This window comes from Novispirillum itersonii (assembly GCF_014205675.1).
GTDB classification, from domain to species: domain Bacteria; phylum Pseudomonadota; class Alphaproteobacteria; order Rhodospirillales; family Rhodospirillaceae; genus Novispirillum; species Novispirillum itersonii_A.
In genome coordinates this window covers 40,798-54,493 of sequence record NZ_JACIIX010000016.1, presented here as the reverse complement: position 1 = coordinate 54,493, position 13,696 = coordinate 40,798, and the positions used below count along the sequence as shown (strand labels likewise).

14 protein-coding genes, 1 tRNA gene and 1 pseudogene are annotated in these 13,696 nt (G+C 64.1%); 5 read left to right on the top strand and 11 right to left on the bottom strand.

From position 1 onward, the window contains the following. Nucleotides 1-180: 180 nt before the first annotated feature. The 3 genes from FHS48_RS20540 to FHS48_RS17395 are packed head-to-tail and all read right to left on the bottom strand — an operon-like array spanning nt 181 to nt 2,790. Nucleotides 181-1,566 carry a sensor histidine kinase gene (locus tag FHS48_RS20540; RefSeq protein ID WP_184265374.1) on the bottom strand — a complete coding sequence of 462 codons (1,386 nt, stop codon included), beginning with the start codon at nt 1,564-1,566 and terminating at the stop codon, nt 181-183. After that, nucleotides 1,538-2,221: a response regulator gene (locus tag FHS48_RS17400; RefSeq protein WP_184265372.1), complete on the bottom strand. Its 684-nt coding sequence runs from the start codon at nt 2,219-2,221 to the stop codon at nt 1,538-1,540. Before FHS48_RS17400 ends, FHS48_RS20540 begins: the two co-directional genes overlap by 29 nt. Then, nucleotides 2,221-2,790, bottom strand: a complete 570-nt coding sequence (locus FHS48_RS17395; RefSeq protein ID WP_184265370.1) for a PepSY domain-containing protein — start codon at nt 2,788-2,790, stop codon at nt 2,221-2,223. The genes FHS48_RS17400 and FHS48_RS17395 overlap by 1 nt, the downstream gene beginning before the upstream one ends. A gap of 128 nt (nt 2,791-2,918) precedes the next feature. Between FHS48_RS17395 and FHS48_RS17390 the strand changes: the two genes are divergently transcribed. Beyond that, complete coding sequence (locus FHS48_RS17390; RefSeq protein WP_184265368.1) at nt 2,919-3,575, top strand: haloacid dehalogenase type II; 657 nt, start codon at nt 2,919-2,921, stop codon at nt 3,573-3,575. 48 nt (nt 3,576-3,623) lie between these two features. On the opposite strand, the gene rlmH is transcribed toward FHS48_RS17390, so the two are convergent. The 8 genes and pseudogenes from rlmH to rplU all read right to left on the bottom strand — a co-directional run bounded on the left by rlmH (nt 3,624) and on the right by rplU (nt 9,620). Further along, nucleotides 3,624-4,082 carry a 23S rRNA (pseudouridine(1915)-N(3))-methyltransferase RlmH gene (rlmH, locus tag FHS48_RS17385; RefSeq protein WP_184265366.1) on the bottom strand — a complete coding sequence of 153 codons (459 nt, stop codon included), beginning with the start codon at nt 4,080-4,082 and terminating at the stop codon, nt 3,624-3,626. A gap of 16 nt (nt 4,083-4,098) precedes the next feature. Then, complete coding sequence (gene rsfS / locus FHS48_RS17380) at nt 4,099-4,500, bottom strand: ribosome silencing factor (RefSeq protein ID WP_184265364.1); 402 nt, start codon at nt 4,498-4,500, stop codon at nt 4,099-4,101. Between the two features lie 102 nt (nt 4,501-4,602). Continuing rightward, nucleotides 4,603-5,232, bottom strand: a complete 630-nt coding sequence (locus tag FHS48_RS17375; RefSeq protein ID WP_311769159.1) for a nicotinate-nucleotide adenylyltransferase — start codon at nt 5,230-5,232, stop codon at nt 4,603-4,605. Continuing rightward, a pseudogene (locus FHS48_RS17370) lies at nt 5,220-6,509 on the bottom strand (glutamate-5-semialdehyde dehydrogenase); the annotation flags it as partial. The gene FHS48_RS17375 and the pseudogene FHS48_RS17370, both read right to left, overlap by 13 nt. A 25-nt stretch (nt 6,510-6,534) precedes the next feature. After that, nucleotides 6,535-7,686, bottom strand: a complete 1,152-nt coding sequence (gene proB, locus FHS48_RS17365) for a glutamate 5-kinase (protein ID WP_184265360.1) — start codon at nt 7,684-7,686, stop codon at nt 6,535-6,537. Then, the gene (obgE, locus tag FHS48_RS17360; protein WP_184265358.1) at nt 7,674-8,888 is read right to left on the bottom strand and encodes a GTPase ObgE; all 1,215 of its coding nucleotides are present in this window, start codon (nt 8,886-8,888) and stop codon (nt 7,674-7,676) included. Before obgE ends, proB begins: the two co-directional genes overlap by 13 nt. Nucleotides 8,889-9,013: 125 nt before the next feature. Continuing rightward, complete coding sequence (gene rpmA, locus FHS48_RS17355) at nt 9,014-9,283, bottom strand: 50S ribosomal protein L27 (protein ID WP_184265356.1); 270 nt, start codon at nt 9,281-9,283, stop codon at nt 9,014-9,016. A gap of 37 nt (nt 9,284-9,320) precedes the next feature. Beyond that, the gene (rplU, locus tag FHS48_RS17350) at nt 9,321-9,620 is read right to left on the bottom strand and encodes a 50S ribosomal protein L21 (protein ID WP_184265354.1); all 300 of its coding nucleotides are present in this window, start codon (nt 9,618-9,620) and stop codon (nt 9,321-9,323) included. A 402-nt stretch (nt 9,621-10,022) separates the two neighbouring features. Between rplU and FHS48_RS17345 the strand changes: the two genes are divergently transcribed. The 4 genes from FHS48_RS17345 (at nt 10,023) to FHS48_RS17330 (ending at nt 13,647) form a co-directional block, all read left to right on the top strand. Then, nucleotides 10,023-10,112, top strand: a tRNA-Ser gene (locus tag FHS48_RS17345). A gap of 92 nt (nt 10,113-10,204) precedes the next feature. After that, nucleotides 10,205-11,980: a DUF6538 domain-containing protein gene (locus FHS48_RS17340; RefSeq protein WP_260402555.1), complete on the top strand. Its 1,776-nt coding sequence runs from the start codon at nt 10,205-10,207 to the stop codon at nt 11,978-11,980. A 223-nt stretch (nt 11,981-12,203) separates the two neighbouring features. Further along, nucleotides 12,204-12,884 carry a recombinase family protein gene (locus tag FHS48_RS17335; protein WP_184265353.1) on the top strand — a complete coding sequence of 227 codons (681 nt, stop codon included), beginning with the start codon at nt 12,204-12,206 and terminating at the stop codon, nt 12,882-12,884. Beyond that, complete coding sequence (locus FHS48_RS17330) at nt 12,859-13,647, top strand: DUF3102 domain-containing protein (RefSeq protein ID WP_184265351.1); 789 nt, start codon at nt 12,859-12,861, stop codon at nt 13,645-13,647. The genes FHS48_RS17335 and FHS48_RS17330 overlap by 26 nt, the downstream gene beginning before the upstream one ends. The last annotated feature ends 49 nt before the right edge of the window (nt 13,648-13,696 follow it).

Sequence of the window (13,696 nt, the reverse complement as noted above, 5' to 3'; positions counted from 1 at the left end):
CGGTCAATCGGAAAATGCTCTGTTTTTTAAAAACTTAGAGCCTTTTCAACAGCAAAACCAGCGTCCCCTTGTTCTGAAAACGCCCCAAGGATTGGAGACCATCATAGTTCGGCTGCCGGGCTTAACCAAGTCCTGCGATGGGGAACCGGTGCGGTGGGGGCGGTGGCCTCACCGGGCTGCTTATTCCCGCGTTGCGGCGGGCAGGCGCAGGGCGGCGCGCAGTCCGCCCAGCTCCGGCGACCGGTCCAGCGTCAGGGTGCCGCCGCTGGCGCGGGTCAGGTCATCGACGATTGACAGACCAAGGCCGCTGCCGGGTTTGCTCTCGTCCAGCCGGATGCCCCGGCGCAGCACTTCGGCAATGCGGTCCTCCGGGATGCCGGGACCATCGTCCTCCACCGTCAGCAGCACCTGCCCGTTGTCTTCCCCGGCGCGGATCATCACGGTGTGCTTTGCCCATTTACAGGCATTGTCGACCAGATTGCCGAGGATTTCCTCCAGCGTATCCTGCTGCCCGCGGAAGGCGGGGGGATCATCATCGAGATCCAGATCGAAATGGTGGTCATGCAGGCGCTGCATCACCCGCAGCAGCCGCTCCACCGACGGCACCACCGGGGTGGACAGGGTCCGCACCTCGCTGGCGGCCTGCGCCCGGGCCCGGGCCAGATGGTGGTCAACATGGCGGCGCATGGCATCCACCTGCTGGCGCAGCAGCATCGCGCCGTCGCTGTCGCCGCGCTCCTCCAATGCCTCCGCCTCGTTGGCGATGATCGCCAGCGGGGTTTTCAGGGCGTGGGCAAGGTTGCCCGCCTGCGTGCGGGCGGTGTCGATCATCTGGCTGTTGTGGACCAGCAGGGCGTTGAGGTCATCGACCAGCGGCTGAACCTCGACCGGGTAGCGGCCTTCCAGCGTGGCGCGGTCGCCGCCACGGATCTGGGCCAGCGCCACCCGCAGGCGGCGGAACGGCGTCAGTCCAAACGTCACCTGCCCCCACACCGCCAGCATGATCCCCAGCGCCAGCAGGCCGAGGGAGAAGGCGATGGTCTGGGTGAAGCCGCCGAACAGGCGGCGCAGGCCCGATTCGTCGCGCCCGACCAGCAGCCGGAACGGATACGGGGCCTCGGGGATGGTGATCACCCGCTCCACCACCAGCAGGCGCTGGTTGCCGGGGCCGATGGCGCGGTGGATATGGATCAGCCCGTCATCGCGGGTGGAGGGATTCTGAACCCGGATCACCTCGTCCCACAGGGACCGCGACCGCATCTCAATGCCCTGTGGGCTTTCAATCTGCCAGTACATCCCGGACAGGGGCCGCTGGAACAGCGGTTCCGGCACCAGAGACCGCAGAATCGGGTCGCCGTTGGGGGCAATCTCCAGATTGGCGGCCATATGGTCCAGCGCCAGCACCAGCCGCCCGACCATCTGGCGTTCGACGTAGCTTTCAAACAGGGCCTGAAGGCCGATCCCGGCCAACGCCAGAGCCACCACCACCCAGACGGCGGCGCTGGCCAGCAGACGGAGACGCAGGGACCGCCACACCTCAGGTGGGGTCCTGCGGGGTGTCGCCACGCATTTCCATCCGGTAGCCAAGGCCGCGCACGGTGTGGATCACATCCACCCCCAGCTTGCGGCGCAGGCGGCCGATGAACACTTCGATGGTGTTGGAGTCGCGGTCAAAATCCTGCGCGTACAGGTGTTCGGTCAGTTCCGTGCGGGAGACCACCTTGCCCTGATGATGCATCAGGTAGGCCAGCAGGCGGTATTCATGGCTGGTCAGCGACAGCGGAATGCCATCAACGGAGACGCTGGACGAGCGGGTGTCGAGGCGGATCGGCCCGCAGATCAGCTCGCTGCTGGCATGGCCGCTGGCCCGGCGGATCAGGGCGCGGACCCGGGCCAGCAGCTCTTCCATCCGGAATGGCTTGGCAAGGTAGTCATCGGCCCCGGCATCAATGCCATCGACCTTCTCCTGCCAGCTGGAGCGGGCGGTCAGGATCAGCACCGGGGTGGCCAGACCGGCGGCGCGCCAGCGCTTCAGCACGGTCAGGCCATCCAGCACCGGCAGGCCGAGGTCCAGCACCACCACATCGTAGGGTTCGGTTTCACCCATGTAATGGCCGTCCTCGCCGTTGTCGGCGGTATCCACGGCATAGCCCTGCGCCGTCAGGGCCTTGACCAGCTGACCCTGTAGGGTGTGTTCGTCTTCAATCACCAGTACGCGCATCAGTCGGGGGTCCTGTCATCACTAACCGGATGGGTTTCCGGGGGGTCGTCGCCTTCGTCATCCAGACCAAACCATGACAGGACGCCAAAGGGACCGGCAGACGGCGGGGGGCCGCCACGGCGGCCTTCCTGTGCGCCCATCCAGCGTTCCCGCCGCTGGGTGGGGGCGACAGCCGCCAGCGTCTTCGGGTCTCCCCGGTACCACCGGGCCAGATCATGGCCACGGGCCTTGACCAGGGCCATCGTCATGGCGTCGTATTTCAGCTTCAGGATGCTGCCGCTGGGGGTCAGCATCTTCAGTTCATAAACCCAGTGATTGTCATCGTCATCCAGCTCCGCTTCCAGCATCTGGGCGTCGAAGTCTTTCTCCGCCTTGGCCAGCACCTCGCGCAGGGGGGCGGCCTTCCCGGACTGCATGGCGCGGCGTGCCTGCTCATGGTCCGGGGCGCCGACCGTGGTGCCGGGGCGGAAGCGGTCGTCCCCCCGCGCCGGATCGTCCGGGCAGACCAGTGTCCCGGTGACGATGACCGCGCCAAGGGCGACGAGAAGGGGAAGTGCGAAGCGTTTCATACGGTAAAGACTAGCACCGGGACCTGAATGCGTGCTGAACTGGAACCTTGGATGCCACTGTGCCGGTGTTCTGAAAAACCTGCAACCTTTGCCGGGGCTGGTCGGGGGAAACAGGGGATGGGGGGAGTATGATCGAGGTCTGTGTTTTTGATGCCTATGGCACGCTGTTTGACGTGCATTCGGCGGTCCGGCGCGCCGGGTCGGCGCTGGGCTCCCGCGCCAGTGCGGTTTCGGCCCTGTGGCGGACCAAGCAGCTGGAATACAGCTGGGTGCGCAGCCTGATGCAGCGCTATGTCGATTTCTGGGACTGCACGACGGACGCACTGGATCATGCGCTGGCGGTCTATGGCGGGGCCGATCCGGCGGTCCGGGCGGGGCTTCTGGATGCCTACCGGACACTGGATGCCTATGCCGATGTCCGCCCGACGCTGGAACGCCTGCGGGACCGCGGCAAACGGCTGGCGATTCTCTCGAACGGCACCCCGGAGATGCTGCGCCACGCGGTGACGGCGGCGCGGCTGGAAGATCTGGGGCTTCAGATCCTGTCGGTGGACAGCCTGCATGTCTTCAAGCCGGATCCCCGGGTCTATGCCTTGGCCGGAGAGGCGCTGGGCGTGCCCGGGCGGGTGATCAGCTTCCAGAGTGCCAATGCCTGGGATGTGGCCGGGGCGATGGCCTATGGCCTGAACGGGGTGTGGATCAACCGCATCGGCGCGGCCCCGGAATATGGCGGAACGGCGCGGATGCTGCCGTCTCTGGCCGGGTTGCCGGAGCTGGTGGGGTAGCGGTGGCGGGCCGGGAGGTCCCCGCATGCCCGCGCCTGGTGCGGGGCTTTAATCCCGGTGATAGGGATGGCCGTCAAGAATGCACTGGGCACGATAAAGCTGTTCGGCCAGCAGGCCCCGGACCAGCATATGCGGCCAGGTCATGACACCAAAGCTCAGCAGCAGGTCGGCCCGCTGCCGCACGGCGTCGGAATGGCCGTCGGCACCGCCGATCAGGAAGGCGACGGACGGCACCGCCTCATCCCGCCAGCGGCCGAGGCGGTCGGCGAAGGTGCGGCTGTCCAGCGCCTTGCCGCGCTCGTCCAGTGCCACCACCCGCGCCCCGGCGGGGACGCAGCCCAGCAGCAGCTCCCCTTCCCGCGCCATCCGTTCGGCAACGGGCAGGGGGCGCTTTTCTTCCACTTCGCGGACGGTGATCCCCCCGCGCAGCCGTCCGGCATAATGCTCGAACAGGCTGCGTTCCGGTCCGGCTTTTGACCGGCCGACGGCGGCAAGAAGGGCCTGCATCGCGGATCAGGCCGGATCAGGTGAAATCAACGGAATCCGGGCCCGGCACGCCGAGGGTGGCAGCATAGGCATCCCGGCTGGACTTTTCGCTGACCGGTGCCGACAGGCTGCCGCCGCCCCACATCTTTTCCAGATTGTAGAAGGCGCGGACTTCCGGACGGAACAGGTGCACCACCACGTCCCCGGCATCCAGCAGCACCCAGTCACAGGTCTGGTTGCCTTCCACCTGCGTGTACAGGCCCATGGCCTTCAGCTTTTCCTGCAGGTGGTCGGCCATGGCGGCGACATGGCGCGGCGAACGGCCGGAGCAGATGATCATGGTGTCGGCAAACGACGACTTCCCGCGCAGATCAAGCACGATGATGTCTTCGCCCTTGTCAGCGTCCAGCGCGGTTTCGATGAATGCAGCCACCGACATGCCGGGCTGCACCGCGTCAACGGTCGTAGTAATGGTGGAACTCCTGTCCGGGTCACGGACTGATGATTGAAGAGGAAAAAGGGTACACGAATAAAATAAACACTACACCCCCGCCGCCCGCAGGGCGGTGGAAGATGCAGGATGACGCCGGATTGGCAGGAACACCCACGCCGGTGGCGGCAGATCCGCCAGCCGATGGGCCCGCCACGCCGGGCAGCGGGCAGCGGCCAGACGGTGGGCTGCCTGCCCGGCCAAGGCTGCTCCAGAATACGGTCCCCGGTCGAGAATCGCAACCGGCACCGTCCCGAAGATCTCTGTCCAGCGGTGCCAGCGCGGGATCTGCACCAGATTATCGGCCCCCATCAGCCATACAAACGCCACCTGCGGGAACCGCTGACGCAGGGTGCGCAGGGTATCAACCGTGTAGGAGGAGCGGAAAGACTGCTCCGGGGCCCAGATCCGCAACCGCCGCTCCGGGGTGGCCACGCGGCGGGCCGACTCCAGCCGCTGGTGCAGCGGGGCCATGCCGGACCGGGCCTTCAGCGGATTCTGCGGCGATACCAGCCACCACACCTCATCCAGCCCCAGCCGGGTCAGCGCCATCCGGCTGATATGCAGGTGCCCGGCATGGGCAGGGTTGAAGGATCCCCCCAGCAGGCCGATCCGCCGCCGCCGTGAGTCGCCCCACGCCGACGGCGGAAGAGGGTCAGAGGGCGGGATTACGGGCGGCACTGTCCGGTTCCGCGCACTTTGTACTTGAAGGTGGTCAGCTGCTCCACCCCCACCGGGCCACGGGCGTGCAGCTTGCCGGTGGAAATGCCGATCTCCGCCCCCATGCCGAACTCGCTGCCATCGGCAAACTGGGTGGAGGCATTCCACATCAGGATTGCCGAATCGAGGGCGTTCATGAACGCCTCCGCCGCTTCGGCGTCCTCGGTCAGGATCGCATCGGTATGCTGGCTGGAATGGGCGCGGATATGGGCGATGGCGTTGTCCAGTCCATCGACCACCTTCACCGACAGGATGGCGTCGAGATATTCGGTGTCCCAGTCTTCCGGAGTCGCCACCGCCATCGGCGGCACCAGCGCCCGGGCCGCGTCGTCGCCGCGCAGTTCACAGCCGGCGGCCTGAAGGTCCGCCGCGATTCCCGGCAGCAGGGCCGGAGCAATGGCGCGGTCGATCAGCAGGGTTTCGGTCGATCCGCAGATACCGGTGCGGCGCATCTTGGCATTCAGGACTACGGCCCGGGCCATCGCCGGATCCACGCCTTCATGCAGATAGGTGTGGCAGATGCCATCGAGGTGCTTGAACATCGGGATCCGGCTTTCCGCCGACACCCGTTCGATCAACGATTTGCCGCCGCGCGGCACAATCACATCAACAAACTGGTCCATCCGCAGCAGCAGGCCGACGGCGGCACGGTCGGTGGTCGGCACCATCTGAATGGCGTCCTGCGGCAGTCCGGCCTCGGCCAGTCCGGTATGCAGGCAGGCCAGAATCGCCTGCGAGGAATGATAGCTTTCCGATCCGCCGCGTAGAATGGCGGCATTGCCCGCCTTCAGGCACAGGCCCCCGGCATCGGCGGTGACGTTGGGGCGGCTTTCATAGATGATGCCGATCACCCCCAGCGGAGTCGAAACCCGGTCGATGGTCAGGCCATTGGGGCGCTGCCACGACGACAGCACCTTGCCGACCGGATCGGGCAGGGCGGCAATGTCTTCCAGCCCCTTGGCCATCGCTTCAATACGGGCATCGTTCAGCAGCAGCCGGTCCAGCAGCGCCGGGGTCAGCCCCTTGGCGGTGCCTGCGGCCATGTCCTTGGCGTTGGCCTCGCGGATGGTGGCGGCATTGGCACGGATGGCGGCGGCGGCGGCGGTCAGGGCAAGGGTGCGTCGCGGCGACGGCGCGGCAGCCAGAGCGGTCTGGGCCACCCGGGCCTTGCGGCCAAGGTCGGTCATCTGCGCTTCAAGGGTCTGCGGCGTGGTCATCACGGGCACCTTCCGTTTGGGTGTGGTCGTTTGGTGTGTGGGTCAGTCAGTCGATGGCAAGATCGTCGCGATGGATCAGTTCCTCGCGACCCCGGTAACCGAGGATATCCTCGATTTCCGAACTCTGGCGGCCGCGGATGGCACGGGCATCCTCGGCGCTGTAGGCAATCAGGCCCTTGCCCAGCAGGGTGCCGTCGGCAGTCTTCACCGCCACGGCATCGCCCCGCTGGAAGTCGCCGTCAATGGCGGTGACCCCGGCGGGCAGCAGTGACCGGCCGTCGCGCAGGGCCTTCACCGCCCCGGCATCGACAATCACGCTGCCGAGCGGCTTGATCGCGCCGGAAATCCACTTCTTGCGGGCGGCACGCGGGGTGGTGGAGGGCAGGAACCAGGTGCAGGGGCCGCCTTCGGTCAGGGCCTGCAACGGGTGCATCGGCTTGCCGGGGGCAATTGCCATGGCACAACCGGCACCCATGGCGATCTGGGCGGCCAGCAGCTTGGTGACCATGCCGCCGGTGCCGACACCGGGCCGGGCCTCGCCCGCCATGGCGCGGATCTCCGGCGACAGTTCCCGCACTTCCGGGATCAGCCGGGCGGTGGGATCCCCCTTGGGGTCAGCGGTGTACAGGCCGTCGATGTCGGAGAACAGGACCAGAGTATCAGCCCCGCACATCATCGCCACCCGGGCGGCCAGACGGTCGTTATCGCCGAACCGGATTTCGGTGGTGGCGACGGTGTCATTCTCGTTGATGACCGGCAGGGCCCCCAGCTTCAGCAGGGTGTCCAGCGTGGCGCGGGCATTCAGGTACCGGCGGCGGTCTTCCGAGTCGCCAAGGGTCAGCAGAACCTGCGAGACGATGACGCTGTGGTGGGCCATCACCTCCTGATAGGCGTGGGCCAGACGGATCTGACCGGTGGCGGCGGCGGCCTGCTTTTCTTCCAGCTTCAGCACGCCGTCGGGCAGGCCGAGATGGCGGCGGCCAACGGCCACCGCCCCGGAGGACACCACCACCACCTCCACCCCGCGCTGCCGCAGGGCGACGATGTCTTCGGCCAGACTTTCCATCCACTGACGGTGGACATGGCCGGTGCGCTGGTCGACCAGCAGGGCCGAACCAATCTTGAGAACCACGCGACGGGCCTGCGACAGGCGGTCACGGGAAAGCAGGGGTTCGGCCGCAGCGGTCATGGACGCCATTCTCCGTCATCATTGAGGGGAGTGGACCACTCACCCTCTTCTTCTTCGCTCTCAGCGTGGGCTTCGCCGTCCCCATCCTCCTCGACGAGTTCGTCATCCCACTCTTCCTCGTCCCAGTCCTCGCCGTCGTCCTCATCGGCCACCGGCAGGTGTTCGAAGCGGCGGATCCCGGTGTTGGAGGCCTCACGCGGGCCAAAGCCCCGGGACTCGCGGTCGGTCTTCACGAAGTCGTTCAGGGCCCGCAGGATGTCGGTCAGGTTCATCCCGGCGATGCTGGACATTGCCATCACCGGGCGGCCACCGGCCGCCTCGCTGACGATCCGGCACTGTTCTTCGGTCAGTTCCGGGAACAGGGCATCGATCTTGTTCAGCACGATGATTTCCGGCTTGCCGACCAGATTGCCGCCATAGGCTTCCAACTCGTGGCGGACGACCCGGTACGATTCGCCCGGATCATCGGCAGTACCGTCGATCAGGTGCAGCAGCACGGCGGTGCGTTCGATGTGGCCGAGGAAGCGGTCGCCGAGGCCATGGCCCTCATGCGCGCCTTCGATCAGGCCGGGAATGTCGGCGATGACAAATTCATCACCATCGACCGAGGCCACACCGAGATTCGGGTGCAGGGTGGTGAAGGGGTAGTCGCCGATCTTCGGGCGGGCCCGGGTGACGGCAGACAGGAAGGTGGACTTCCCGGCGTTCGGCAGACCGACCAGACCGACGTCGGCGATCAGCTTCAGGCGCAGCCACACCTCGATTTCCTCGGCGGCTTCGCCGGGGTTGGCATGGCGCGGGGCCTGATTGGTCGAGGACTTGAAGCGGGCATTGCCCCAGCCGCCGTTGCCGCCGCGCAGCAGCACCACGCGCTGACCCGGTTCCACCATGTCGGCGAGCAGGGTTTCTTCCGATTCGTCGAACACCTGCGTGCCGACCGGCACCTTGATGATGCAGTCGTAGCCGTCGCGGCCGGTCATGTTGCGCCCGGCGCCGTCATGGCCGCGTTCAGCCTTGAAGTGCTGCTGATAGCGGAAATCGATCAGGGTGTTCAGGTTGGCCGCAGCCTCCAGAATCACGTCGCCGCCGCGCCCGCCGTCCCCGCCGTCGGGGCCGCCGAATTCGATGAACTTTTCCCGACGGAAGCCGACGCAGCCATTGCCGCCGCCACCGGACTTCACAAAGATCTTCACCTGGTCGAGAAATTTCATGACTCTGACCCTTCCCTTAAATCCTGCACACCCGGCATCCGCACCACGGGGGGACCATCAGAACACCAAAAAGGGGAATGGTGATCCATTCCCCTTTTCGACCGAAGATCCGGTGCGGATCGGTGTTATTCGGCCGCTTCGGCCGCCGGAACCACCGACACGAAGGTACGACCCTTGAAGCCCTTGTGGAACTTCACATTGCCGTTCACCACCGAGAAAATCGTGAAGTCGCGGCCGAGGCCAACGTTCTCACCCGGGTGCCACTTGGTGCCACGCTGACGGATGATGATGTTGCCGGCGATCACAGCTTCGCCGCCGAACTTCTTGACGCCAAGGCGTTTGCCTTCGGAGTCGCGGCCGTTACGGGACGAACCGCCTGCCTTTTTATGAGCCATTGCTCTGCTCCTCTAAACTCTGCGCTTCGCGCGAATATCAGCCGGTGATGCCGGTGATCTTCACCAGAGTCAGGTACTGGCGATGACCGTTCTTGCGGCGATAGTTCTGGCGACGCTTCTTCTTGAAGACGATCACCTTGTCGTCCCGGAACTGCTCCAGCACTTCAGCGGTGACGGCAGCGCCGTCAACCACCGGAGCGCCGACCTTGTCGCCGACCAGCAGGACCTGGTCGAACGTCACGGAAGCGCCAACGTCGGCAGCGAGCTTCTCAACCGCGACGATGTCGTTCTGGGCGACCTTGTACTGCTTGCCGCCGGTCTTGATGACTGCGAACATGATGGTGCAACCTTTACGTAAGACATAGGGCCGGGCCCGGTGGGGCCCGTTCGAAAGAGGGCGCAATAATACGCAGGGGGTCGCCCCTGTCAATGGGGACAACAGCGAAAAATGACTCTTTTTCGACTGTTGCCGGACCGGAAGGCCCCCTGCGGACTGCGTCGCGCGCCCACCATACGGAAATCGGACAAAAACACCAGCTTTAGTGATGACAGGGGGATGACCGGGCAATGCCGGGATGTGACAGAGGCATGCTCTGTGTAAGGCACGCAGGGCCCGGGGATGAAAATAATGCCCGGACCCCAAAAATACCCCTTGCCAGCGGTGTGGGGCTGGGATACGTTCCGCCCCCTCCGATGACCGCTGACACATTGTGTCGCTTCATTTTTTTCGGAACTCTGCGGAGAGGTGCCGGAGCGGTCGAACGGGGCGGTCTCGAAAACCGTTGTACCCGCGAGGGTACCGTGGGTTCGAATCCCACCCTCTCCGCCATTCCTTCCCTAAGCTATTGGGAAGGTTGAATTTCCCAGAGACCAAAAGCTTTCGGCTTCCCGACTGTTACACCGCTGTGTTACACCGGGAGCATGGACGACGTGAAGCATCCTCGCCTGACTAAGCGCGGTCGCATGTATTGGATCAGGGCCAAAGTGCCTGCTGATCTGAAGGCCCATTACGCCCCCAAGACCGAGATCATCTACAGCCTGAAGACCAGCGATCCTCGCGAGGCGCTGGAGAGGGTCCGTATTGAATCGGTTAAGGTCGATCAGGAATTCACCACCGCCCGGCGTAAGTTGAACGCTGACCTGCGGAGCAATCTTAGCGACAACGAGATCGAACGCCTTGCCGCCATCCACTTCCACATGATCATGGAAGAGGACGAGGAACTGCGCATGGAAGGCGCGAACGAGGCCGACCTTTACGCCAGTATCGCCAAACAGGTCGAAGCAGCCGGGGGCCGGGCCAACTTCTCCAGCCCCAAGACCCGCGCCGAATTTGGTCTGAGCCAGCGTGAGTACGATCGAATCGGCGAAGCCCTGGACTTCATCGAACCTGACCTTCGGCAAGCCCTGGCGCGGGGTGACACCAGCATCATTCGTGATGATGTCGAGGAACTGCTGAACAGCAACGGCATCAAGCTGGCCAACAATTCCCCCGCTTATCGCAGGCTGTCCTTCGCCGTTCTCAAGGCCAGCCTGAAGGCGCTGGAAGCACAGAAGAAACGTCAACAGGGCGAGCCGGTGGACACGCCGCCCGCACCCGCCCCGTTCCTGACCGTGGTGTCCAGCACAGCCGATGACGAGAACCCGCCGCTGTCGGTGATCTTCGACCGTTGGAAGATGGAACGAAAGCCGCCCGCCAAGACGGTTTCCGATTTTGGCACCTATGTCCGTCGCTTCCGCGAGATCAACGGCGATGTCCCCATCAAGGCCATCAATGCCGGGCATATCCGCACCTTCAAGACCGCCATGCTGGCCATGCCCAGCGCCCTGACCAAGAAGTACCAGGAGATGACGGTCCCGCAGATTCTGGAGGCCTTCAAGGACGACACCAAGACGCCGCGCCTGTCGCCGCGAACGGTGAAGGACAAGGCGCTGGGGGCGATCAGCGCCATCCTGGGCTATGCCAAGAAGAACCATTACCGCACCGACAATCCCGCCTCGGGCTTCGAGGTGGCGGGTTCCACCCGAATCGAGCCGCCGCGCATTCCCTTTTCCATGGATGACCTGAAGACCATCTTCTCGTCGCCGGTCTTCATCGAAGGTTTCCGCCCGGTCGGCGGTGGCGGCGAGGCGGCTAAGTGGCTGCCGTTGTTAGCCCTGTTTACGGGCGCTCGCCTGGAAGAGTTGGGACGGCTGACACCTGCCGATGTGCGGATGGAAGACGGCGTCACCTATCTGTTCATCAACACCATCGGCGAAGGCAAGCGGGTGAAGAACCGATCCTCCCGCCGCAAGGTTCCGGTCCACGCTCAGTTGGTCGTGCTGGGCTTCCTGGCTTATGTGGAGGATCGCCGCAAGGCCAAGGACACCACCTTGTTCCCGGACCTGAAATCCAAACGGGCCGAGATCACCTCCGCGTGGTCGGCATGGTGGGCGCGGTATATGGATTCCATCGGCATCGACGACCGCCGCAAGGTCTTCCATTCCTTCCGTCATCTGGTGAAGCGTACCTTCCGCGATGCGGGGGTAGATAAGACCCTGCGCGATGCCCTGATGGGTCATGCCCACGAGGACGTGGCGGAGGACTACGGCCTGGACGAGGAAGGCATGGGCTTCTCGCTGCCCACGTTGGATGCTGCCCTCCAGCGGTTGGCCTATCCAGGGTTGGACCTCGGGGATCTGGTTCCGGTGAAGGCGTAGCCCTTCCCGGAATCTTCCGGGGCAAATTTCCGAGAGCCCTTTCGATGATACGACTGCATGACATTCCCCCCCCATGCCTGGGGTGGGGTGCATTCGTGCCCGATCTGCCGTGTTGGCGGTTGATACTGCCCCAGGAGATCTCCGTTACAATCACAACGTTCGTTGACGTTTGTAACGTTGTGGCTGTAACGTCGCCGAAAGCCTCATCACCAAGGGGACGGCGATGCTCCGTTACGTCACCTACAAGCGTGTCAGCACCAAGGAACAAGGCCGCTCGGGTCTGGGCCTTGCCGCCCAGGAACGCGATATCCGCCTGTTCCTGACCACCTATAGCCCGGAACCGTGGGAGGTGATCGGCGAGTTCGTGGATGTGCAGTCCGGGTCCGATGACAGCCGCCCCGCATTGGGCAAGGCCATCGCCTTGGTCAAGAAGGAACGGGCGGTGTTGTTGGTGGCTAAGTTGGATCGCCTCAGCCGCAAAGTGTCGTTCATCGGTAAACTGACCGACGACCCTAAGCTGGACTTCAAGGTCGCCCAGATGCCCAGCGCCGATAAGTTCCAGCTCCACATCTACGCCGCTCTGGCCGAGAAGGAACGCGACTTCATCAGCCAACGCACCAAGGCAGCTCTGGCCCAATCCACCAAGAAGCTGGGCGGGATGCGTGACGCCACCATGAAGCGCAACGCGGTGTTAAAGGAACAGGCAGATCAGCGGGCAGGCAAGCTGGCCGGTATTGTCCTGCCCCTCAGAGAGAACGGCAACAGCTTGCGGGAAATTGCATCCGCCCTAAATTCTGCGGGCCTTGCCACTTCTCGCGGTGGGCAGTGGCAGGCGGTACAGGTCAAGCGATTGTTGGAAAGGTTGGAAGGAGGAAACAGTGTCCCAACAGTTGGTCAGCCTTGATGCTCTGGCGATCAGGATCAACGAACAGCAAGAGCAGATTGAGCAAGCCTGGGGCATGACTCTGGAACTGGCCAAGCAGGCCGGAGAGATGTTGATCGAGGCCAAGCGCCTTGCCGGTCATGGCAACTGGCTGCCGTGGCTGGAGACTCATTGCCGCGTCTCCGCCAGTATGGCCGAGAAGTACATGAAGATCGCCAAGGGCTGGGACACGCTGGCGGCGGGAAATCCGGAACATGTTCCGAATTTGAGCATCCGCGATGCGGTCAAACTGCTGGCCAAGCCCCGCACCCCCAAGGCCGAAACACCGCCGACCATCGACGCCGAGTTCTCGGAGGTGGTGGAAGGCTCTATGCCTGCATCAGATCCGCTATCCACCTTGGTCGATCAACTGGAGGCCGAGTTCCTGAGCATCCCTTTCAAGAAACGGGAAGCTGCTGTCGAACAGGTCATTGAGCGTCTGTTCGCCTTCAAGGATACATATTGCGCTGCCACGACCACTTTGACCAAGCTACGGGAAACCTTCCCTGGGGTTGCCTATCGTGACCTGCGGGAGCAGGTTTCAGGCTTCATCCAGCAATGGGAATACGCCCGCATCCAGCGCAACGATCAGGGGCAAGAATGCATTCGGACGGAATGGGCCGAAGCATTCATTCAAGCTCAGAAGGACCATGGTTGGAAAGCCGGTCAACCATTGCAGGCTTGGTTCCATGTACTCATGAAGCCATCTCACCATAAGAAGACCGCCCCTCTTTCTCCCCTTTAACCTTGTCGTACCCTGTGCTGATGCGGGGTGGCTAGTTTGATGACCCGAC

What these genes read in the sequence shown, in the direction of transcription:
- FHS48_RS17390 (WP_184265368.1), top strand. Translation starts at nt 2,919, where the DNA reads ATGATCGAGGTCTGTGTTTTTGATGCCTATGGCACGCTGTTTGACGTG.
- rpmA (WP_184265356.1), bottom strand. Translation starts at nt 9,283, where the DNA reads ATGGCTCATAAAAAGGCAGGCGGTTCGTCCCGTAACGGCCGCGACTCC.
- rplU (WP_184265354.1), bottom strand. Translation starts at nt 9,620, where the DNA reads ATGTTCGCAGTCATCAAGACCGGCGGCAAGCAGTACAAGGTCGCCCAG.
- FHS48_RS17395 (WP_184265370.1), bottom strand. Translation starts at nt 2,790, where the DNA reads ATGAAACGCTTCGCACTTCCCCTTCTCGTCGCCCTTGGCGCGGTCATC.
- rsfS (WP_184265364.1), bottom strand. Translation starts at nt 4,500, where the DNA reads ATGTCGGTGGCTGCATTCATCGAAACCGCGCTGGACGCTGACAAGGGC.
- FHS48_RS17400 (WP_184265372.1), bottom strand. Translation starts at nt 2,221, where the DNA reads ATGCGCGTACTGGTGATTGAAGACGAACACACCCTACAGGGTCAGCTG.
- FHS48_RS17335 (WP_184265353.1), top strand. Translation starts at nt 12,204, where the DNA reads ATGCTCCGTTACGTCACCTACAAGCGTGTCAGCACCAAGGAACAAGGC.
- obgE (WP_184265358.1), bottom strand. Translation starts at nt 8,888, where the DNA reads ATGAAATTTCTCGACCAGGTGAAGATCTTTGTGAAGTCCGGTGGCGGC.
- proB (WP_184265360.1), bottom strand. Translation starts at nt 7,686, where the DNA reads ATGGCGTCCATGACCGCTGCGGCCGAACCCCTGCTTTCCCGTGACCGC.
- rlmH (WP_184265366.1), bottom strand. Translation starts at nt 4,082, where the DNA reads ATGCAGGCCCTTCTTGCCGCCGTCGGCCGGTCAAAAGCCGGACCGGAA.
- FHS48_RS17340 (WP_260402555.1), top strand. Translation starts at nt 10,205, where the DNA reads ATGGACGACGTGAAGCATCCTCGCCTGACTAAGCGCGGTCGCATGTAT.